This is a genomic window from Virgibacillus sp. SK37, assembly GCF_000725285.1.
GTDB lineage: Bacteria > Bacillota > Bacilli > Bacillales > Amphibacillaceae > Virgibacillus_Q.
Window position 1 is genome coordinate 2,325,877 of the sequence record NZ_CP007161.1, and the last position, 23,099, is coordinate 2,348,975.

20 protein-coding genes and 2 pseudogenes are annotated in these 23,099 nt (G+C 36.3%); 5 read left to right on the forward strand and 17 right to left on the reverse strand.

From position 1 onward, the window contains the following. Positions 1-172: 172 nt before the first annotated feature. From lpdA to X953_RS12020, 5 genes are all read right to left on the reverse strand, one after another. Positions 173-1,582 carry a dihydrolipoyl dehydrogenase gene (gene lpdA, locus X953_RS12000; RefSeq protein ID WP_040955792.1) on the reverse strand — a complete coding sequence of 470 codons (1,410 nt, stop codon included), beginning with the start codon at positions 1,580-1,582 and terminating at the stop codon, positions 173-175. Positions 1,583-1,585: 3 nt separating this feature from the next. Then, the gene (locus X953_RS12005; protein WP_040955793.1) at positions 1,586-2,902 is read right to left on the reverse strand and encodes a dihydrolipoamide acetyltransferase family protein; all 1,317 of its coding nucleotides are present in this window, start codon (positions 2,900-2,902) and stop codon (positions 1,586-1,588) included. A 24-nt stretch (positions 2,903-2,926) separates the two neighbouring features. Next, the gene (locus X953_RS12010; protein ID WP_040955794.1) at positions 2,927-3,904 is read right to left on the reverse strand and encodes an alpha-ketoacid dehydrogenase subunit beta; all 978 of its coding nucleotides are present in this window, start codon (positions 3,902-3,904) and stop codon (positions 2,927-2,929) included. Between the two features lie 3 nt (positions 3,905-3,907). Continuing rightward, positions 3,908-4,951, reverse strand: coding sequence for a pyruvate dehydrogenase (acetyl-transferring) E1 component subunit alpha (gene pdhA / locus X953_RS12015; protein WP_232217855.1), 1,044 nt, complete (start codon positions 4,949-4,951; stop codon positions 3,908-3,910). Between the two features lie 404 nt (positions 4,952-5,355). Continuing rightward, complete coding sequence (locus X953_RS12020) at positions 5,356-6,042, reverse strand: YkyA family protein (RefSeq protein ID WP_040955796.1); 687 nt, start codon at positions 6,040-6,042, stop codon at positions 5,356-5,358. A 171-nt stretch (positions 6,043-6,213) separates the two neighbouring features. On the opposite strand from X953_RS12020, the gene def reads away from it, so the two are divergent. Beyond that, positions 6,214-6,765, forward strand: coding sequence for a peptide deformylase (gene def / locus X953_RS12025; protein ID WP_040955797.1), 552 nt, complete (start codon positions 6,214-6,216; stop codon positions 6,763-6,765). A 119-nt stretch (positions 6,766-6,884) separates the two neighbouring features. Here def and X953_RS12030 read toward each other — a convergent pair whose 3' ends face one another. Further along, entirely contained in the window at positions 6,885-7,655 is a 771-nt protein-coding gene (locus tag X953_RS12030; RefSeq protein WP_040955798.1) for a Cof-type HAD-IIB family hydrolase, read from the reverse strand. 458 nt (positions 7,656-8,113) lie between these two features. Here X953_RS12030 and X953_RS12035 point away from each other — a divergent pair, with 458 nt between their 5' ends. After that, on the forward strand, positions 8,114-8,323 hold the full coding sequence (locus X953_RS12035; protein WP_040955799.1) for a DNA-dependent RNA polymerase subunit epsilon: 210 nt from the start codon (positions 8,114-8,116) through the stop codon (positions 8,321-8,323). A 3-nt stretch (positions 8,324-8,326) separates the two neighbouring features. Then, entirely contained in the window at positions 8,327-9,994 is a 1,668-nt protein-coding gene (rnjA, locus tag X953_RS12040) for a ribonuclease J1 (protein WP_040955800.1), read from the forward strand. Positions 9,995-10,077: 83 nt separating this feature from the next. Here the strand turns inward: rnjA and X953_RS12045 are convergent, their stop codons facing one another. The 10 genes and pseudogenes from X953_RS12045 to cbpB all read right to left on the reverse strand — a co-directional run bounded on the left by X953_RS12045 (position 10,078) and on the right by cbpB (position 20,615). Then, positions 10,078-11,793, reverse strand: coding sequence for a pyruvate oxidase (locus tag X953_RS12045; protein WP_040955801.1), 1,716 nt, complete (start codon positions 11,791-11,793; stop codon positions 10,078-10,080). A 115-nt stretch (positions 11,794-11,908) separates the two neighbouring features. After that, on the reverse strand, positions 11,909-12,574 hold the full coding sequence (locus X953_RS12050; RefSeq protein WP_040955802.1) for a TrkA family potassium uptake protein: 666 nt from the start codon (positions 12,572-12,574) through the stop codon (positions 11,909-11,911). Between the two features lie 94 nt (positions 12,575-12,668). After that, positions 12,669-14,504, reverse strand: a complete 1,836-nt coding sequence (locus X953_RS12055) for an ABC transporter ATP-binding protein (protein ID WP_040955803.1) — start codon at positions 14,502-14,504, stop codon at positions 12,669-12,671. Between the two features lie 24 nt (positions 14,505-14,528). Beyond that, positions 14,529-16,278 (reverse strand): annotated as a pseudogene (locus X953_RS12060) (ABC transporter ATP-binding protein). Between the two features lie 160 nt (positions 16,279-16,438). Continuing rightward, positions 16,439-16,885 carry a redoxin domain-containing protein gene (locus X953_RS12065; RefSeq protein WP_040955804.1) on the reverse strand — a complete coding sequence of 149 codons (447 nt, stop codon included), beginning with the start codon at positions 16,883-16,885 and terminating at the stop codon, positions 16,439-16,441. Between the two features lie 142 nt (positions 16,886-17,027). Then, positions 17,028-17,570, reverse strand: coding sequence for a peroxiredoxin (locus X953_RS12070; protein ID WP_040955805.1), 543 nt, complete (start codon positions 17,568-17,570; stop codon positions 17,028-17,030). Between the two features lie 288 nt (positions 17,571-17,858). Then, complete coding sequence (locus tag X953_RS12075; protein ID WP_040955806.1) at positions 17,859-18,101, reverse strand: YkuS family protein; 243 nt, start codon at positions 18,099-18,101, stop codon at positions 17,859-17,861. 66 nt (positions 18,102-18,167) lie between these two features. Further along, positions 18,168-19,289, reverse strand: a complete 1,122-nt coding sequence (locus tag X953_RS12080) for an N-acetyldiaminopimelate deacetylase (protein WP_040955807.1) — start codon at positions 19,287-19,289, stop codon at positions 18,168-18,170. A gap of 13 nt (positions 19,290-19,302) precedes the next feature. After that, entirely contained in the window at positions 19,303-20,022 is a 720-nt protein-coding gene (gene dapD / locus X953_RS12085; RefSeq protein ID WP_040955808.1) for a 2,3,4,5-tetrahydropyridine-2,6-dicarboxylate N-acetyltransferase, read from the reverse strand. Positions 20,023-20,159: 137 nt separating this feature from the next. Further along, positions 20,160-20,615, reverse strand: a complete 456-nt coding sequence (gene cbpB, locus X953_RS12090; protein WP_040955809.1) for a cyclic-di-AMP-binding protein CbpB — start codon at positions 20,613-20,615, stop codon at positions 20,160-20,162. A gap of 158 nt (positions 20,616-20,773) precedes the next feature. On the opposite strand from cbpB, the gene X953_RS12095 reads away from it, so the two are divergent. Then, positions 20,774-21,076 (forward strand): helix-turn-helix transcriptional regulator, encoded by a 303-nt coding sequence (locus X953_RS12095; RefSeq protein ID WP_040955810.1) that lies wholly within the window; start codon positions 20,774-20,776, stop codon positions 21,074-21,076. A gap of 17 nt (positions 21,077-21,093) precedes the next feature. Then, a complete protein-coding gene (locus X953_RS12100) occupies positions 21,094-21,996 on the forward strand; it encodes a cation diffusion facilitator family transporter (RefSeq protein WP_040955811.1) in 903 nt (300 codons plus the stop codon). Between the two features lie 183 nt (positions 21,997-22,179). On the opposite strand, the pseudogene fadH reads toward X953_RS12100, so the two are convergent. Continuing rightward, positions 22,180-22,949 (reverse strand): annotated as a pseudogene (gene fadH, locus X953_RS12105) (2,4-dienoyl-CoA reductase). Positions 22,950-23,099: the final 150 nt, after the last annotated feature.

Here is a 23,099-nt window from a genome sequence, read left to right on the forward strand (position 1 = left end):
CTTTAGGAACTTGTGTTCCTATTATACCATGTTTAGGAAAGTTTTGGCTAACACCTAACGACATTCATCTCCCCCTTATCGTTGGGCTTCGCCATTTACACGATTGAAGAGGGAGTCTTCTGTCGAAAAATGATAAAAACCCACTAAAAAAAGGAGCATTTCGCTCCTTTTTTTATTTCATCATATGAACAGGTGTACCTAAAGCTACTTCAGCTGCTTCCATAGTAATCTCGCCAAGGGTAGGATGTGCGTGAACAGTAAGTGCAATATCCTCAGCTGTCATTCCTGCTTCAATTGCCAATCCTAATTCGGCAATCATATCACTTGCATTAGGTCCAGCAATTTGAGCACCAATTACTAATCCGTCTTCCTCACGAGTGATTAGTTTCATAAAACCATCACTATTATTTAGAGATAGAGCACGACCGTTTGCGGCAAACGGGAATTTAGAAGCTTTCACTTTGTAACCTGCATCTTTTGCATCTTTTTCTGAATAACCAACAGTAGCCAGTTCAGGATCAGAGAATACAACTGCAGGCATTCCGATATAATCAACTTCAGATTTTTCTCCACTAATTGCTTCTGCAGCAACCTTACCTTCATACGAAGCTTTATGCGCAAGAGGCATTCCTTCAACAATATCACCGATTGCATAGATATTGTCTACAGAAGTACGACATTGTTTATCAATTTTAATACGGCCTTTATCGTCTTTTTCTATGCCAACTTGCTCAAGCCCAATTTCTTCTGTATTAGGACGGCGGCCTACAGTAACAAGTACATAATCTGCCTCGATTGTTTCTTCTTTTCCTTTAGCTTCATACGTCACTTTGACACCATCTGAAGTTTCTTCAGCGCCATTTGCCATTGCTTCAGTAATAATTTTTACGCCTTTTTTCTTCAAGCGCTTTTTAACAGTTTGAGTCATTTGCTTTTCAAATCCGCCAAGGATATCTTTTGTACCTTCTAGTATAGTTACCTCAGTGCCGAAATTAGCATAAGCTGTGCCAAGCTCGGTACCAATATAACCTCCACCGATAACAACCATTTTCTTAGGAATTTCGTTTAGATTTAATGCTCCGGTTGAATCAAGGACACGCTCAGAGAATTTAAATCCTGGTATTTCTATAGGTGTTGAACCAGTAGCAATAATACAGTTGTTAAACGTATAGGTCTGAGAATTTTTTTCATCCATCACTTTGGCTGTATTTTTATCTACAAAATAAACCTCGCCTTTAATGATATCAACTTTATTACCTTTTAAAAGACCTTCAACACCTGATGTTAGTTTATTTACTACTTTTCCTTTCCACTCTTGGACTTTAGAAAAATCAACTGTTACGTTTTCTGACTTAATTCCTAATTCTTCGTTTCCATGAGCGTACTCTGTTAAATGTCCAGCTTGAATAAGTGCTTTTGATGGGATACAGCCAACGTTAAGGCATACACCACCAAGGGTCCCCTTTTCTACAATGGTAACTTTTTGGCCAAGCTGTGCAGCACGAATAGCCGCTACGTAACCACCTGGTCCTGCTCCAACTACCATTGTGTCTACTTCAATTGGAAAATCTCCTACTACCATAACTTACGCCTCCATCATAATTAATTGTGGATCGTTCAATAGTCGCTTTATTTGATTTAGAGCTAGCTGTGCTGTTGCTCCATCAACAATGCGATGATCAAAGCTTAGTGATAATGCAAGAACTGGTGCAATTACAATTTCTCCATCACGTACAATTGGCTTCTCGGCAATACGTCCAATGCCTAAAATAATTGCTTCTGGGTAATTTAAAACTGGTGTAAACCATTGGCCACCTGCAGAACCAATATTTGTAATTGTATTTGATGCACCCTTCATCTCTTCAGATGTTAGTTTACCACTTCGAGCCTTTTCTGCCAATTCATTAATTTCCTGTGAAATAGCAAAAATAGATTTACGATCGGCGTCTTTAACTACTGGAACTAGCAACCCTTTTTCAGTGTCCGCTGCAATACCAATATTATAGTAATGCTTGTGAATAATTTCGTTCGTTTCATCATCCACTGCTGCATTTAAAATAGGGAATTTCTTCGAAGCAGAAACAAGTGCCTTAGCTACATATGGGAGATAAGTTAATTTAATATCCTGTTCAGCAGCTACAGCTTTGAACTTTTTGCGATGTGCTACAAGCTCAGTTACATCAACCTCATCCATTAGAGTAACATGAGGAGCTTTCGTTTTCGAATTAACCATTGCACTTGCAATTGCTTTACGAATACCGCTCATTTTTTCGCGTGACTCAGGATATTCCCCTTTAGGTGCGGCAGCAGCTTGTTGTGATGAACTTGCAGTAGCCTCTGCTTCACTTTGTTCTTCTTTTTCACTAGTTAGGGCTTGATCTCCGCTAAGATACTTATCAACATCTTCTTTAAGAACCCTGCCATTTTTCCCTGAACCAGTAACTTTATGAACCTCCACTTCATTATCGCGAGCATACTTGCGTACGGATGGCATAGCAATTACTCGTTCATCTGAACTTGAAGCATCAGACTTTTCCTCTTTTGATGAAGAAGTCTTCTCTTCTTTCTTCTCTTCTTTCTTGTCTTCCTCTTTTTTGCTATCTTCAGACGGTTTCTCTTCTGACTCCTTTTGTTCCTCTTCTTCCGGTTCGTCAGATTCATAACCTTCAGCATCGAATGTAATCAACGAATCACCAACAACCGCAACTGTACCTTCATCTACATGCAGTTTTTTGACAGTACCGTCCACAGGAGATGGAATTTCTACGACAGCTTTATCATTTTGCACTTCACATAAAACATCATCTTCTTTAACTTCATCGCCTTCTTTGATAAACCATTTTACAATTTCACCCTCATGGATTCCTTCACCAATATCAGGCAATTTAAACACATATGCCATTATGACGACCTCCTGTTCTTTTTATTAAAAGTTCATTACTTGATTTACTTTTTCTATAATGTCCTTGTGGTTTGGTAGCCATACTTCCTCTGCAGCGGAAAAAGAATAAACAGTATCAGGTGCAGTTACACGAAGTACTGGTGCTTCCAAATGTAAAATAGCTCTTTCCTGTACTTCAGCTACTATGTTTGCAGCTATTCCAGCTTGACGTTGAGCTTCTTGTACAACTACTACACGGTTTGTCTTCTTTACAGATTCGATTATGGTATCAATATCAATTGGAGATACAGTACGTAGGTCAACTACTTCCGCATCAATTCCGTCTTTTTCCATCTCTTCTGCTGCTTTTAAAGAAGCGTGGACCATTGCTCCATAGGCTATTAATGTTACATCTTTACCTTCTCTTTTAATATCAGCTTTACTTAAATCGACTGTATATTCTTCTTCTGGTACTTCTCCACGGAAGGAACGATATAATTTCATATGCTCTAAGAAAAGAACAGGGTCATTATCTCTGATAGATGAAATTAAAAGTCCTTTTGCATCATAAGGTGTTGAAGGGATAACAACTTTAATCCCAGGTTGCTGAGCAATCAACCCTTCCAATGAGTCTGCGTGAAGCTCTGGAGTATGAACTCCTCCACCAAATGGTGAACGGATGGTAATTGGTTGAGTGTGTGTTCCACCAGAACGATATCTCATTCTAGCCATTTGTCCACTAATGGAGTCCATTACTTCATACACAAAGCCGAAGAATTGAATTTCCGGCACTGGTCGATATCCTTGTAATGCCAGACCAATGGAAAGACCACCAATGCCTGATTCGGCTAGAGGAGTGTCAAATACACGTTCTTCTCCGAATTCATCTTGTAGCCCTTCTGTCGCACGGAACACGCCACCATTTTGGCCAACGTCTTCTCCAAAAACCAACACATTTTCATCATTTTTTAATTCAGTGCGCATTGCGTCAGTTATTGCTTGAATCATTGTCATTTGTGCCATGATTTACTTCGACTCCTTTTCTTTGTATTCTTCCATTTGCTCCTGCAAGTTTACTGGAAGTTCTTCAAACATATTGCCGATAAGATCAGTAACTTTCTGTTTTGGATATTCATCGGCCTTCTTTATAGCCTTTTTAATATCATCTTTCGCTTGTTCAATAACCTTATTTTCTTCCTCTTCTGACCATAAATCTTTGCTTTCTAAGAAGGTACGGAAACGAACTAGCGGATCTTTCTTTTCCCATTCATTATCCAAGTCTTCTGTACGATAACGGGTTGGATCGTCACCAGCCATTGTGTGTGGACCGTAACGATAAGTAAGTGTTTCGATAAGCATTGGACCTTCACCGTTAATTGCTCGCTCACGAGCATGCTTTGTGACTGCATATACTGCAAGAACATCCATTCCATCTACTTGAATACCTTCGATACCCGCTGCAACTGATTTTTGCGCAAGCGTCTTGGCATTTGTTTGTTTTTCAACAGGTACAGAAATAGCAAAATAGTTATTTTGAACAAAGAATAGTGCAGGCGCTTTGTAAGCTCCAGCAAAGTTTATTCCCTCGTAGAAGTCCCCTTGAGATGTCCCACCATCTCCAGTATAGGTAACTGCTACAGATTTTTTACCACGTTTTTTCATTCCGAGTGCTACACCTGCTGTTTGTACATATTGAGCACCTATGATAATTTGTGGACTCAATGCATTTACACCTTCAGGCATTTGATTCCCATGGAAGTGACCTCTTGAAAAAAGGAATGCTTGATATAGTGGTAAACCATGCCAAATCAATTGTGGCACATCACGATAACCTGGAAGAATAAAGTCTTCTTTTTCCAACGCAAACTGACTTCCAAGCTGAGAAGCTTCCTGACCTGCAGTAGGAGCATAAAATCCTAAGCGGCCTTGACGGTTTAAAGCAATAGACCGTTGATCCAATATACGAGTATATACCATTCTACGCATGAGTTCTTTTAAATCCTCATCAGACAGATCAGGCATATCATCTTTATTAATTATTTCTCCATTTTCATTAAGAATCTGGAACATTTCGAACTGACTTTCAACACTTTCCAATACGTGTTTCAAAATAGTTCACCTCTTCCTTTCCTTATAGCTTAATAATTGTAATCTTTTCTATCCTTCCCAAAACTACAAAAAAACTGCATAACTCCTACTTATTCTTGTACCCTTTCTTGATTTATTCTAATCATCTTCTAAGATAATCCAAACTGTTACATAAATCAAGGGAAATTAATTAGTACAATAAATACCTATACCCATCCTATCTTACATAATATCTTTGGTCAAACACTTTGGCTTCTTGCTAATTTAATTAGAAAAACACTTACCGAAAGGTCTATTCTCTGTTATATAGTTTCGCACAAACTGTACTAATACAACAAAAAAACTGCATCTTTGTTAAGATACAGTTCCAATCTTTAAAATTTTTCTTACTCAGCTGAATCATCTCCAGCAGGATTATCCTCGTAGTTAACATCCATCTCTGCCAATTTATAAAAGTCTTTTTTGATTGCATTATATTCAACAGTGTATTCATTGAACTTTTTGTTATTGTTTAATACTTTTTCGTAACTTTGATTAATACTCTCTATTTTATTAGTTAATTTTTTTTGCTCAATATCTTCCTTCTGCAACATGTTGTACATTTCTTTTTCCAACTTTAAGGACGTATTATATGCTTTATTTAGTTTAGAGTAGGCATCATACCGTTTATTCATTACTTTAACTAATTCTTGACCTTTTTTCTTTAATTTAGAATCCTTCAATTTACTAATAAGCTCTTCCGCTTGTTTAAATGCTTCTTTTGAAGATTCCATACTGTCTTTTTCAGATGCAATTTTATCTGAGCGCTCATTAATTACATTTATAGCTTTCTCTGACAAATTTTTAATTTTATCAAAATCATCCATACTCAAATCAATAATCTGATTATATAATTCCTGTTCTTTCTTTTCTAAATCTGTAATTGGTTCTTGTTGTTCTTCAAAAACTTCTTCCTTATTCACTGCTTCTTCCAATTGACTGTGGATTTTTTCTTCTGTACTCTTTCCACTGCAAGAAGTTAATAAAATCAAGCATATAACAAGGATAAAGCCTATTGTTTGTAAACGTTTCATTCCATAGTACCTCCTAAAAATCCTGGTTGTTTTTTTAGTATAACATAGAATAAGTAATAGCCTGTCTAATTAAAATGATAGATGGTTCTATTTAAAATCTATGATTAATAAGGACATGTTATGATAAAATAGGAAACAAGTTCAAATGAAAAGAAATGGGAGTGGCAAGAAATGATAACGATGAAAGACATTGTGCGTGAAGGGCATACCTCATTGAGAACGGTAGCTGAAAATGTAGAAACACCCTTAAATAAAGAAAATAAAACACTATTAAATGATATGCTTACATTTTTAAAAAACAGCCAAGATGAAGAAATAGCTGCTAAATATAACTTACGTGCCGGAGTAGGGTTAGCCGCTCCACAATTAGGGATTAACAAACGCTTAATTGCTGTTCATTTTGAAGACCCAGCAGGAAAGCAATACAGCTATGGTCTTGCAAATCCGAAAATAGTTAGCCATTCAGTAGAAAAATCTTACCTATCATCAGGAGAAGGTTGCTTGTCTGTTGACCGAAATGTGGAAGGTTATGTCCCTCGTAATACCAGAATTACTGTAAAAGCAATTGATAATGAAAACAACCCAATTAAATTGAGGTTAAAAGGTTATGCTGCCATCGTGGTACAGCATGAAATCGACCATCTTAATGGGATCATGTTTTATGATCATATTAATAAAGAGAACCCTTTTTTAGTTCCTGATAATGCTAAACCAGTTGAATAGAAATATCCAAAATACGGACATTACCGATAGGTTCTAAATTATATAGTTCTCTAAACAAATGTAAAGCGAAGCTATTTCGATATCAAAATAGCTTCGCTTTGTTCTTTTGTAAATCCTTCTTAGATAAGCCCTAAATGTTTTAACCCGTTGTATATCCCGTTTTGATCTACTTCATCCGTTACATAATCTGCAACTTTTTTAAGAGGAGGTACACCATTTCCCATGGACACGCCGGTACCTACTTCCTTTATCATCTCGATATCATTAAGCCCGTCTCCAAAAGCAAGAGAGTTCTCGAGTTTTAATCCACTTGCTTCCACAATTTTTTTTACTCCGACTGCTTTGGAGCCTCCCCCAGGCAAAACGTCACATGAGTAATCATGCCAGCGAATAAAGTGAAAAGCATCATCTTTTGGAATAAATGGAACTTCTTCGTTTTCCTCACAAAATAATAATGCCTGGTATATTTTATGTTTATCCTTAAATGTAAGGTCAACCTCCGGATAATCATGTTTTAAACTACCAAGACTTTTACTGATAAAAGGATGTTCCTTTTCAGAAGCTTTCATTTCTTTCTCATTCATAAAGACCATTGGGAAGTTTTTGGTGGATGCTTGCTCATAAAGCATTGTTAATTCTTTTTGCCCCAGAGGGTTTTCATATATAACCTTTCCTTCGAACATGACATATTGACCATTAAAGCTGACAAAAGTATCAACACCGAGCTCTTCCCTTAGCGAAGCAAACATAAAGGGAGCCCTTCCCGTAGCAATGGCGACATAAACATCATTTCTTTTTAATTCATCAATAGCTAGCTTCGTCGACGTGGGAATCTCTTTATCGTGATTCAAAAGTGTCCCATCTATATCAAAAAAGACAATTTTTTTCATAATTATTAACTCCTTTTTAAATAATGTATAAGAATCTACTCTCTGTAAAAAAATAAGTATAACAATGATTTAACTAAAGTTCAGTATACGATGCAAAAAAAATATTTCTATAAATAATGTATTTTTATTTCAAAATTCCTTAAATCATACTATACTATAAATAAGAGGGATTGGACGGTAGAATGTTTTGCTGCTTTTCTTAATATATGAAAGGAGCTGTATGTCCCCATGTTAAAACGCCTAAAAGAAAAGCTAAAGAAACGTTGGAAAGATTTTTTAGGCCAAGGACGAGTACCTACAACTTGTGAGAAAGACTGCCAATAAGAGTACCAATCGCTAAGGGGAAAGTTGTTAAAGTGGGAGTACGGAATTAACTAACAATATTAATAATAACGGATAAATAGCTATATGTAATTTTTATAATAAAATAGAAATGGAAAATTGATAGGAGAGATGAGATGATTTTTAAAGTTTTATATCAGGAATTACCTGGTGAAATACCTGTTCGTGAAAGAACATTAAGTACCTATGTAGAAGCCGAGTCTGTGCGGGAAGTTCGGTCTAAATTAAGTGATCGTAATTATAATATTGAGTATGTTCATGAACTGGATCAGGCACATCTGGAATATGAAAAGCAATCCGAAGATTTTAAATTGGAGAATGTATAGACAATGAAGTTTGTAAAAAATGATCAAGCAGCAGTATTTGCACTTGGAGGTCTCGGAGAAATTGGTAAAAACACGTATGGTGTTCAATTTCAGGATGAGATTATTCTAATTGATGCCGGTATCAAATTCCCAGAAGATGAACTATTGGGAATTGATTATGTCATCCCTGATTATACCTATTTGGTGCAAAACCAAGATAAAATAAAAGGATTGTTTGTAACTCACGGACATGAAGACCATATTGGGGGGATCCCCTATCTTCTCCGTGAAATTAATGTGCCTATATATGCCGGTAAACTCGCACTCGGCTTAATTCGTAATAAACTTGAGGAACATGGTTTATTAAGAAATGCGAAATTAAACCCAATTAAAGAAGACGATATTATTAAATTCCGTAAAACATCCGTTAGTTTCTTCAGGACAACTCATAGTATTCCTGATTCATTTGGTATTGTAGTTAAAACCCCTCCCGGTAACATTGTACACACTGGTGATTTTAAATTCGACTTCACCCCTGTAGGAGAGCCCGCTAATCTAACCAAAATGGCAGAAATAGGCAAAGAAGGCGTACTTTGCTTACTTTCAGATAGTACCAATAGTGAAGTTCCGGGCTTTACCATGTCCGAACGAGTTGTTGGCGATAGTATAAATGATATATTCAGTAGAGTAGATGGAAGATTGATCTTTGCTACCTTTGCCTCTAATATATATCGGTTACAACAAGTAGTAGAAGCTGCTGTCAAACATAATCGAAAAGTAGCTGTCTTTGGTCGTAGCATGGAATCAGCAATTAATCTTGGACAAGAACTAGGTTATATCCAAGCTCCTAAAGATACGTTCATTGAAGCGAATCAAATTAATCGTTTTCCAGCCCAGGAGGTAACAATTTTATGTACTGGTTCTCAAGGGGAACCAATGGCTGCCCTTTCTCGAATTGCGAACGGGACACATAGACAAATTCAGATTATCCCTGGAGACACCGTTGTATTTTCCTCTTCACCAATCCCTGGGAATACAGTAAGTGTTGGTAGAACAATTAATAAATTGTATCGTGCAGGCGCAGATGTTATTCATGGCAAACTAAGCAACATCCATACATCTGGTCACGGAAGCCAGGAAGAACAAAAGTTAATGCTCAGACTAATTAAGCCGAAATATTTCTTACCAATACACGGGGAATACAGAATGCTTAAAGAGCATATTAAACTTGCCGCTGCTTGTGATGTAGACCCATCACAATCCTTTGTTATGGACAATGGAGATGTTTTAGCACTGGGTAAAGATAGTGCGGCTATTGCAGGGAAAATCCCTTCCGGTTCCGTTTATGTAGATGGAAGCGGCATTGGCGATATAGGAAACATCGTGTTACGAGATCGAAGAATATTATCTGAAGAAGGTCTGGTTATTGTAGTAGTTAGTATTAATATGAAAGAATTTAAAATTGCATCAGGGCCTGATATTATATCTCGTGGCTTCGTATATATGCGAGAATCTGAGGACTTAATTAATGAAGCACAGAAACTTGTTGCTAAACATTTGAATAAAGTGATGGAAAGAAAAACGACACAATGGTCAGAGATCAAAAATGAGATTACGGATACAATCGCTCCTTTCTTATATGAGAGAACTAAGCGTCGACCAATGGTATTACCAATCATAATGGAAGTATAAATATAGAAAAAGACACGAACAAATTGATGTTCGTGTCTTTTTATGCGGCTCTAACGTTTGGGTATCACTTAAAATTTGAGCTATTATAATCGCTGAATCACCTGGTTTATGTCAGGGAATTCCACTTTCTTATTTTGAAAAAAGTTTTTTATCATAAACTGACTATAGTTTACTGCCTGATTATAGGTGATTTTACCCGGTAAAGGAGCAATATTCTCAATTTCTACATCAATAATTGCTGGTCTGTCTGAAAGAAATGCCTGTTGCATTTTTGTATTTATATCATCACCTGCAGTAATTCGATACCCTTCTCCGCCGCACGCTTCTGCAAAAGCAGCAAAGTCCATTTCTCCAAGTTCAGTATTGTAATTTATATGCCCCATCTCTTGCTGTTCATATTTAATCATTCCTATTTTGCTATTATTTAATATAATTACTTTGATAGGTAAATTATATTTTACTGCAGTGACAAAATCATGCATTACCATGGTGAAGCCTCCATCTCCACAAATAGCAACAACCTGCTTATCAGGATAAGCAACTTGTGAAGCAATCGCCCCTGGTAAACCTGCCCCCATTGTTGCCAACCTACCAGAAATAAGGAACTGTTGGTTAACGAATGGAAAATAGCGTACTGTCCAGACTGTTACATTGCCTACGTCAACTGCAACAATGGCATCCTTTTTAACTACATCTTCTAATGCATACATCACTTGTGGAGCCTGAAGTGGCTCATGTTGTTCTTTTTTTGTTTTAAGAATGTGTGTATGCCAAGCTTTCATTTTTTTCTGGTATTTTTGCAGATATGAACGCTCATCATGCTCCTCAACCAATAATTGAAGCTGGGGAAGGATTCGATTGCAATCCCCTACAAGACCCTCATTAATTGGATAAAAGTCTCCCAATTTCCCTGGATCCATTTCAATTTGGATTGCCTTCGCATTATCTGGTAAAAAGTCTCTATATGGAAAGGTGGTGCCAACTAAAATTAATAAATCACTTTCCATCATAGCTTCAAATGCAGGCTTTGTTCCTATTTGACCATGTTGTCCAAGATTTAATTCGTGATGATCGGGGATTACTCCTTTTCCCAGAAGACTTAGTACTATAGGAGATTTAATTTTCTCAGCAAATTGGAGCAATTCTTTACTTGCTCCCTTTACTCCCCTTCCTGCGAGTATAATTGGTTTCTCTGATTGATTAATTAGTTCTGCTGCTTTTGATATTGCTTGTTGATCAGGCTGTACTAATGGTTCTTTATAGGTTGGAGCAGTTAGTGGTTTATCCAGCTTATGTTGCTCTGCAAATAGATTGTCAGGGACAACTAATACAGCAGGTCCTTTCTTAGCATAAGCCGTACGGATTGCCATATTTAATAAGTCAGGCAGTTGTTCTGAAGAAGTTGCTTGTTCATTAAATACAGCTACGTCATCGAACATCCTAGCAAGATTTATTTCTTGAAATGCGTTTGTACCTACTTGTTCATTTGTAACTTGACCTACGAGAGCCAATACAGGTACTCCGTCTAATTTAGCGTCATACAACCCATTTAACAAGTGCACAGCACCAGGTCCTGCTATCGAAAGACAAACACCAATATTGCCTGTGAGCTTTGCATAAGAACTAGCAGCTAATGCACCTACTTCTTCATGACGAATTTGAATGAAATTAATATTTTTTTCTTCTTTTCGTAAGTCATCGATTAGCTCATTAATGGAATCGCCTGGCATCCCATAAATATGGTTAATATCCCATTCTTGTAGTAGATCTGTTACTATTTCACCTGTTCTCTTCTGCATTAGAATGCATCCTTTCCTTAAATCTAATATAACGTCTACTATGTTCTATTACCTTAATTACATATAAAAAAACCCTCTCTTCGATAAGAAAAAGGGTTTGTTAACTTATGTATAATTAATCATCGATTACCAAGTGTTTTTCAAAACGAGATATGTCTTTATCAGCACCAATAACAATAAGCACATCATCTTCTTTTAAAACATCCTCAGCACTTGGCGATACATTGATTTCCTTTCCTTGTTTTATAGCAACAACGTTACAACCGTAATTGGCACGGATATCCAAGTCAATAAGAGTTTTCCCAACCATTTTATTACCAGCTTTCACTTCCACAATACTGTGGTCATCAGAAAGTTCCAGGTAATCCAGTATATTATTTGAAATAATATTGTGGGCAATTCTCTTTCCCATATCTCTTTCTGGATGCACAACATGATCAGCACCAATTTTATTCAATATTTTTTCGTGATAATCATTTTGAGCCTTAACTGTTATTTTTTTGATTCCAAGATCTGTAAGAATAACAGTCGTTAAAATACTAGCCTGAATATTATCTCCAATCGCTACAATAACATGATCAATATTTTTAATACCCAATTCTTTTAGTGAAACTTCATCTGTTGAATCTGCAATCACGGCGTGTGAAGCAATGTTCTTATATTCATTCACTTTATCTTCGTCATTATCAATTGCCAAGACTTCCATGCCTTCCATACTTAATTCGCGACAAATACTACCACCAAACCGGCCTAATCCAATTACCGCAAAGTCTCGTTTCATCCTGCTTCCTCCATTAATATGTATGATAGGTCTATCATACATGAGAAACGCAAAAAGGAGCAACTGTCTGCTGCTCCTTAAAATGAATTTTAACCTATATTGCATCCAACATCTGGAATTGAGATTTCACTAGACCAAAATACTCCCCTTGCTTCTTCATTAAATCTGAATGACTACCTCTTTCAAGTATCTTTCCGTTTTCCAATACAAATATTGTGTCTGCTTCCCGGATCGTTGATAGTCTATGGGCAATTATTATTGCTGTTCTACCCTTAAGTAGTTTTGCCAGCGCCTGTTGTATTTTCACTTCTGTTTCAGTATCAATACTGGCAGTAGCTTCATCCAAAATTAGAATACTAGGGTCAGCTAATAATGCACGTGCAAAAGATAATAATTGTCTTTCTCCAGCAGATAAGATATTTCCTCTTTCTTCTACCTCTGTATAATAACCATTAGCCAACCGTTGTATAAACCCATCTGCGCCTACTACCTTGGCCGCCTCGATCACGTCTTCATTTGAAGCATTTGGTTGACCAAAGCGAATATTTTCCATTATCGTCCCAGAAAAAATGAACGTATCCTGTAACACTACGCTGATTTTTTGTCGTAGACTGTTTACATTGACATCCTGTAGATCATACCCATCAATCTTCACCTGCCCTTGGGTGGGATCATAAAAACGACTGATCAAATTCGCAATTGTGGACTTACCACTACCAGTATGGCCAACAAGTGCAACCGTTTGGCCTTTCTTAATTTCTAAGGATATATCATGGAGAGCAATTCGTTTTTCATTATAAGCAAATCTTACTTTATCAAACTCAATAGTACCTTCCATTGTTTTAAACCGATGGGCGTTTTCTTTTTCTTTCACATTAGGTTGTTCATCCAAGAATTCAAATATTCTTTCAGATGCAGCCATCGCCATTAACAATTGATTATACATTTGACCCAATCGAGAAATTGGTTCCCAGAACATTCCCAGAAAGAAAGCGAAAGTTACAAATGTACCAATTTCAATACCTCCATTTGCTGGCCCAAGTATTATTAGATGTGCTCCATAAGAAATCAGAATCACCGTACCTAGCGCATTACTCATTTCTACAAATGGGCGAAACATTGCGCTCTTCTTCGTGGCTTCGCGCCAGCTATTAAAGTTATCCCAATTTAAACCATTAAAGAATTCTGCATTTTCTTCCTCTTGGGAAAAGGATTGGGTGATCCTAACTCCTTGTAGTCCTTCATTCAAATGAGAATTCATCCGAGATTGCTGAATACGCACTTGCTGCCAGGATTTTCGAATGTTTCTTCTTAGTTTAGTGGAAATATAGAACATCAGTGGGATAACCACCATAATAGCTATCGCTAGCTTAGGACTTAGTACAAAGAGAATTACAATAATACCTGTTAACATTACTACATCCATTAACAAATTAATTATTCCATTGGTAAATAGTTCTTGTAATGAGTTAATATCATTCATTATTCTCACTAAAATGGATCCTGCTGAGCGTGTATCAAAGAAACGATGTGATAAACGCTGCACATGGGAAAATAAATGATGTCGCAAGTCATAAATAACATTTTGACCTAGTATATTTACCCATTTTATCCGAAATGTATTACCTATATAGCTTAATATATATAAGATAGCTATTCCAATTACCAAGTATGTGAGCATCGTCGTATCACTATTTTTTATCGCTATGTCAATAGCAACCTTACCAATTAGAATCGGGACAATTAACCTGACAGCAGTTGATACCAGCATCGCTATTATAGCCCCAGGTAAGTACGTTTTTGAATAAGGCTTCAAGTAAACAAGCAAGCGCCATAGTTGCTTCCAATTAAAAGGCTTTTCTATTGCTAAATCTACGGTATAATGAAACCTTTTAAGATGTGGGCTTATTTTCTTCTCTTTCGTGCTCATGGAAATATACAACCTCCTTTATATTTAATTAGTCGCCGACATGATTTCTTCCCGATCCTGATATTGGATCTCGTATATTCGCTGATATGTTCCTTTATTATTCACAAGCGTTTCATGAGTCCCTCGTTCGACTATTTCGCCATCTTCTAAGACTATTATTTCATCCGCGTGCTTTAATGAGGAAATACGGTGAGCGATTATGAATGAGGTTCGTTCTTTCATCACCTCTTTTAATGCCTGCTGTATTTTGAATTCTGTTTCCATGTCTACTGCTGAAGTCGCATCATCTAAGATGAGTATACTTGGATTAATACAAATCGCCCTCGCAATAGCAATTCGCTGTTTTTGCCCCCCGGATAATCCCATTCCTCTTTCTCCTAACAAGGTGTCATATCCCTCTGGCATTTCCATAATAAATTCATGTGCTTGAGCACGCTTTGCAGCATCAATAATTTGACTCTCCGAAATACCTGGAGTTCCGTATGCTATATTCTCTCGGATAGTAGTAGAAAATAGAAATGGTTCTTGTAATACAAATCCGATTGCCTTGCGTAATGATTTTAATGTATAATCCGCAACAGGCTTACCATCAACAAGAACTTCACCTTTTTCAGGCTCATAAAATCTAGTGATCAACTGTGTTATACTCGTTTTACCTGCACCAGTTGCTCCAATTAAACCAATAACTTTCCCAGGAGGCGCATCAAATGAGATATTTTTTAATGCCGTATCATCGTTTTCCACATATGTTAAAGATACGTTATTAAATGTCACATGCCCGGTAATCGAAGTATCGATAGCATCTTCTTTCTCTACAATATCTTCCTTTGCTTCCAATATCTCAAGCAACCTTTCTCCAGAAGCTTTCGCTTGCGAGAATTGGTTAATCACAAAACCCAGATTCATTAAGGGACCGAGAATATACCAGACTAAACTAAAAAAGGCTACCAATTCCCCTAAAGCAAGATCTCCAGTAATTACAAGGTACCCTCCAAATGCTAACAGAGCAACTGCACAAATATCTCCAATTAGTTCCATTAACGGAAAGTACTTTGCCCAAATTTTAGCAGTATCCAAATAGTTCTTCCTGTAATTATCATTGTTTGTTGAAAAACGATCTATCTCAAAACTTTCTCTTGACAAAGACTTTACTGTATTCATGCCACTGATATTTTCTTGTACTCGAGTATTAAGCCTTCCAAATGACTTCCTTATTTTTCGAAAAGCAGGATGTACTCGCTTATCAAAGCGGAAAACAACGATCGTTAAGAACGGCATAGCAGCCATCGTCACTAGGGCCAGTGGTATGGAATAATAAAACATAACACTAAGACTGAAAAGAATAAGTAACGTGATACGAATTAATTCTGAAAACCCCATGGACAGAAAAAAACGAAACCCATCTACGTCCGCGGTCAGCCTTGACATAAGGTCTCCTGTTTTTGCATTATCGTAATATTTAAAAGATAAAACTTGCAACTTTTCATAAAGCCTATTCCTAAGTTTATAAACAGATATAATTCCGAATAAATCGCCAAGATATTGATGAAAGTATGTAGCGACCCCTTTTACGGCCATAAGGATAATAAATAAACCAGCTATAATAGGAATTAATTCATATTGGTCTTTTAACACTACATTATCAATCGTTTGCTGCAATATAATTGGGTATACTACAGTAATCGAAGTAACCAGTATTAAAAAAATTAGTGACGTTAAAAAGTACTTCTTAAAAGGCCAATAAAAATTGTTTAAGTTTTTTAAAAGTATCCAAATCAGTTTATTCCTCCTTTGCGAATGTTTCCATAATAACTAATATAACGGTTTCCGAAATAAATTTCCACTGTTTTTATTTAATTTTTTAAATTTTTTTATTTCTATTTAAGGAATAAAAAAACCTTTGCCTGCATAGGCAAAGGTTTTTTCTCGAAAATTTATTTAATCCCTAACACACGGTTAACTCTTTTTCGGAGCATTTTCATACCACCGCCGCCAGCCTGGAAGTGTCTAAGCTTTCCTTCTTCATCAAAAACATAATATGCAGGTACATATTGATTTTCGAATGCATCTGTAAGCTTGTGTTGGTTATCCACAAAGATTGGCTGGGTTATATCATGTTCTTTTGCTACTGCCTTAACGTCATCCAAATCTAAATCTTTTTCGGAGCGTGGCATGTGGACAGCAATCACATTTAACTTATCTTTATATTCATCACGGAATTCATTCACATTTGGCATTGCCTCTTTACACAAACCACAGCTCACTGACCAAAAGTGGATAAGTGTTGGTTTGTTGCCGATTAACTCATTTTTTTTAATCGGATTACTATTAAACCATTCCGTTGCGCCTTCTAATTCGGGCATTTGATCTCTTAACTTCATTTAAAAACCTCCTGCTGATCAGAGTAAAAGAAGCTGGTTGAGATAAAGAGAGTTTCTTTCATTTGTAAGAAATCTTCTTCCCAAACCAGCTCCTTTATCATTTAAAATTTATATGCTTTAACATATAAAGTGTTACATAAACTTAAAGTGTTTCTTGACCAGGCTTCCAGTTTGCAGGGCAAAGTCCACCTGTTTGAAGTGCTTGAAGCACACGTAATGTTTCATCCACATCACGACCAATATTGTTATGGAATACAGTTTGATATTGAAGTTCTCCTTCAGGGTTAATGATGAATAGGCCACGAAGTGCAACCCCTTCATCTTCAATAAGAACGCCATAGTCCTGAGAAACTGCATGGTTTGTGTCAGCAGCTAATGGATATTGAAGCTCACCTAATCCGTTCTCATCACGGGAAGTGTTAATCCATGCTTTGTGTGTATGAATTGTATCAGTGGAAACACCGATTACTTCAGCATCCAAATCTTCAAATTCATCGTATCTATCAGACATTGCAGTAATTTCTGTTGGACATACGAAAGTGAAATCCATTGGATAGAAGAATAGAACAGTCCACTTATCGTTTTTCATATTTTCCTCTAAACTAACTTTACCAAATTCCTTGTTAGGCATAACTGCATCCATTTCAAAACGTGGTGCTTGTTTTCCTACCATTCTTTCTGCCATGAAAAATCCCTCCATTAATAATAACTATTATCAAGTGTTAATTATAAGTAATCTTCTTTATAAGTTCAACTAATAGGCTTCATAATCTGACAAAGTCATACATTTGTCACAACACATAGCCAATCAAGCCTTCATTATTCTCAATTACATCTAACCATTTGTTGTTCCAATCTAGAATAAACTACTTTGCATAAGATCATAATAGTTTGCTCATATGTGGTTAATCAATCAGGTATTTATCCTAGAATGAAAGAAAGGCTTTCCTCTAAGAAAGAAAGCCTTCTCCTTTTACTGAAGCTTGTCATTTACCATTTGTGTTATCGCATCAGCCGTGTGTCCCTGTGCGTTAATAACTGAACCTGCTATACTGGTAGTTGACATGCCCATCACGTCTTTATCTTGACCGGAAATCACACAACAATCACAATATGCTGCATCATCACTATTTCTTAGCGTAATAACTTCATGTCCCATTTCCATCAACGCTTCTTTAACATCCGTTAATGTTTCTTCTACACCTATACGTGCCATTCAATCTCCTCCTATATATGAATATTCATATATAGTTTCTTCATTAATCATAAAGATATTCAGTGACTACAAAGAGAGAGATTGAATCATGGCACTTACAGACTTTACGCCTACTTCTATTGCTCTTTCATCTGGATTAAGCTTAGCATGATGTAACCCATAAGAGGAATCTACGCCAAGCCAAAACATAAATCCAGGAATTTCTTTTAACATATAGCCAAAATCCTCGCCAGTCATTGCTGCATTTGCCTCTTTATAATGAATACCTGATGCTTCCATGGTTTTGTTAAAGATATCTACGTATTTCTTCTGATTGAAAACTTGATAATAGTTAGAGCCATAATCAATTTCAATAGTACAATCAGAGCTTACTTCAAAACCTTTAGCCATATTTTCAATTCTATCCTTAACAATTTGAATTGTTTCTGGATTCAGTGTCCGAATGGTACCTTCCAGCCTAGCTGTTTCAGCAATGGCGTTCTGCACAAAACCACTTTCCATTTTTCCAATGGTTACAACAGCACTTTCCAATGGATTAATTGCTCTGGAAACTATCTGTTGTAATTGCACGACAAAATTGCTTGCAGCGACAGTCATATCATTTGTTAAATGAGGATAGGCGGCATGACCACCCTTCCCTTTAAAATCAATAAATAATTCACTCGTATTAGCAAATAGCAAACCTTGTTTACTGGATACCGTGCCGACTGGCAGTTCTGGAGCTATATGTAACGCAAAAATTACATCCGGCTTCCATTTTAGAAATTCATTGGAATTCATCATCGGTAACGCTCCACCAGGTCCTTCCTCAGCTGGTTGAAAAATAAACAACATGTCATCTTTTATCGGTTGATCTATAATAGTTTGCAATGCTCCCAAAGCAATAGTCATATGAAAATCATGTCCACATGCATGCATCTTACCATCGTGTGTAGAGCTAAATGTAAAGTCTGTTTTCTCCGTAATTGGCAAACCGTCTATATCACATCGGAAGCCAATCATTTTATCAGGTGAGAAACCATTTACTTTTACTAGAATACCTGTTTTCCATCTTTTAACTGTTACATTTTCTGTGGCCATTGCGTCTATTTTATCTAATAAATATCTTTGAGTTTTATTTTCCTGAAACCCTAATTCTGGAATCTGATGAAGGTCTCTTCTTATTTTTTGCAGTTCGGAAAGTTTCATGTTTATAGCCTACTTAATCATCCAGTTTACGAAGTTCTTGTTTAATTTCTGTTTTTGTTTTTGTATTTTCATCTATCTCTTTTAACACTTTTGCTGGTGTTCCTGCAACCAAAGTGTTTGGTGCAACATCTTTTGTAACAATAGCTCCTGCAGCTACAATTGCTCCTTTTCCGATTGTAACCCCTTCAAGTACTACTACATTTGCTCCAATAACTACATCATCTTCAATAACTACAGGCTTGGCAGATGGTGGTTCAATAACTCCTGCCAAAACCGTGCCAGCTCCTATATGGCAGTTCTTTCCAACAGTAGCTCGTCCGCCTAAAACAGCATTCATATCGATCATTGTGCCTTCACCAATAACTGAACCGATATTAATCATGGCCCCCATCATAATAACACAGCCATCTCCGATCTCGACCTGGTCACGGATAACAGCGCCTGGTTCAATACGGGCATTAATTCCTTTTAGATCAAGCAATGGAATAGCAGAGTTTCTTCGGTCATTTTCTACCACATAATCACTAATACTATCTTTATTTTCATCAAGGATTGTAGATATTTCTTTCCACTCACCAAATAACACACCACTTTTACTCTCCACAAAGGCTTGAACGTTTTGACCAAAGTCTATGGCGCCAACGTTTTCTCCCTTTATATGTACCTTTACCGGCGTGCTTTTTTTACTATTAGAAATAAAGCTGATAATTTCATTTGCATCCATCATATTCAAGATTGTTTCCTCCTCGTATTTTAATATGTACTACTTTAGCAAACTAAAAGTAGAGTCGCAATTATTAACCAATCATTGTATTAAATATTAAATTGATAGAAATCCTTGCAAGTTAAAGCAAGGATTTCAAAATTTACTTATTCAAATTTAGAAGTATATATATTTTTCTTTACCTGTTTTAGTATTGCTCTTCGAGTAAGAATACCATCAAAATACCCTTCCTTATCTGCGACACAGACAAAAGGATGATTAATGACAGCATTTAATCCTTCCATCAACGTCGCTTCCTTTGTTAAACAGGGAATATCTTCATTCAATACTTCTTGTACTCGCATTGCAGATAACTTTTCGAATTCAAATCTTTCTAATCCTAAGATTTGATTTAAGATGATCGTTTTACCTATTGTACCTACTAATTTATAAGTGGAGTCCAACACGGGAACAGCCGAATATCCCGATTTAACTAAAACTAATAATGCATGTTCTAACGGATTATTTACTTGGACATGTGCAACTTTTTCTGAAGAAATCATTAAATCTCCTACTAAAACTTCAGTTAATTGCATATTTCTTTGATCTTGTATCATACTCAATTCAAACGCCCCTTTACACACGTAATACCCATTTCGGTATATCCATTTTTTGTCTGTGTAACTCATTCTTAGTTTACCATAGAAGAGATAAAAGTTGAAAAATCACGAGGTGTGTTTTAATATATGTGCATATGACCATATATTAAAGGAGTTAAATAATGCCAATATACCATCCGCTTGAGGATCAATTAATTCATGAAGTTACACAGACATTTAAAGCACTGTCTGATCCTACACGTATAAAAATACTGCATTTATTATTTTCGGGAGAACAGTCTGTTACGGAAATTGCCGACAAACTGCAAATGAACCAGTCAACCATATCGCATCAATTAAAATATTTAAAACAGTTATCTCTTGTTAAACATCGACGATTAAAAACCAGATATTACTATTCACTAGACGATCATCATGTTATGAATTTGGTAGAACAGGCAATTGAACACACTAAACATATATAAATCAGGAGGTTTTCAAATTGGGACATAACCATAGTCATGATCATGGACATCACACAAATAATAAAACTGCGCTTTTTTGGAGTTTTATTATTATTTTTGGGTTTATGGTTGTAGAAGTTATAGGTGGTTTCCTTACCAACAGTCTGGCACTGTTGTCAGATGCGGGACATATGCTTAGTGACGCAGCAGCTTTGGGTTTTAGTCTTTTAGCGTTTAAAATCGGTGAAAAAACAGCATCTTACTCAAAAACGTATGGTTATAAACGTTTTGAAATTATCGCTGCTTTTGTAAATGGTATTACACTTATAGCCATATCCTTGTATATATATTATGAAGCATATAACCGTTTTCTTGTACCGCCAAATGTCAGTGCAAGTATGATGGTTATTGCCATAATTGGCCTTATAGTAAATATCGTTGTAGCTTGGATTCTAATGCGCGGTGATTCTAAGGAAAATTTAAATATAAGAAGTGCCCTTTTACATGTATTTGGCGATTTGTTGGGGTCAATCGGGGCTATAATTGCAGGTATTCTCATATTAATATTTAACTGGAATATCGCAGACCCTATTGCTAGTGCAGTTGTTGCTACGCTTATAATTATTTCTGGTGTTAGAATAACTAAAGATGCCGCCCATGTGCTAATGGAAGGAAAACCTTCCAGTGTCGATATTGACAAGCTATATGAAAAATTAGAGGAATTTAGTGGCGTACAAGAAGTGCATGACCTTCACGTATGGTCTATAACTTCCGATTTCCCGGCTATGAGTTGCCACCTTGTTGTGAAAGAAACTGTAGATAGAGATAAATTATTGAAAGAAGCTACAGAGCTAATCACGGAGAATTTTGATATATCCCATTGTACGATACAAATCGAAGGAGAAAATTTCAAGCATATGGAATGTGATAGCTGTTTTTAATTATTCTCCGTATGCAAATTGTGAAGCCTTTTATACTGTAGTTCACTGAAAGCCTCTATATTATATATATGTTCTATACGCGTATAAGATGCAAGAAAGGTAGAAGAGTTATACAGTTGCATTATTGTAAAAGTAAATCATCCAAGTGACTGTTTGGATGATTTACCCTTATTTATAAATGATTTAAAATGGAAATTTATTCAACCATTGACCGCCGTCCATTGTAATAACTTCTCCATTAATATAAGCTGCTTTTTCAGATAACAAAAACGCAGCCAGTTCTGCTATTTCCTCTGGAGTGCCAGTTCTTCCCATGGGTATAGACTGGAGTGTACGCTCCATTGCTTTTTTCGATTCGAAGAGCTTTTCTGCTCCTCCAGTTCGCTCAATAGCTCCTGGTGCAATAGCATTTACTCTGATCCCGTACTTTGTTCCCCATTCTACTGCTAGAGTTCTGGTCATATTTAACACGCCTGCCTTAGCTGCTGATGAATGAATTACGCCCGCTCCTGCATTCCAGGCATATGTAGCTACCATGTTCAAAATGGAACCTTGCTTTTTTGATCAATCCAATACTTCCCTACTTCTTTACTGCAATAGAAAGTTCCATTTAAAACTATATCAATAACAGAATTCCACCCATTTATTGACAATTCTTCTGCGGGGCAGATAAAATTGCCAGCAGCATTATTTACCAAATGATCAATAGTACCAAAGTTATCAACAGTTGCTTCAACCATTTTTTTAATATCTTCTGGTCTCCTAACATCTATTGGAATGTGTATAAAACTTCCTTTGGGTGCTTTTAACTCCAATTCTTTTTTTGTTGTGCTTAACTTTTCTTCGTTTCTCCCAGTTAAAACTACATTTGCTCCCTCAATCCCAAAACGTTCTGCCATTGCTTTACCCATACCACTAGAACTTCCAGTGATTACAACGGCTTTATTTTCCATAAGATCCCCCTTCTCTGCTATTATTAACAATAGTATAATTAATAAGCAGTAAAGTCAAAAAACAAACTGATAATTACGATAATTAAACTTTATAATAATTGATAATACAAAATGATATACTAGATCCTTAGTATTTAGGAAAGGTTGGAA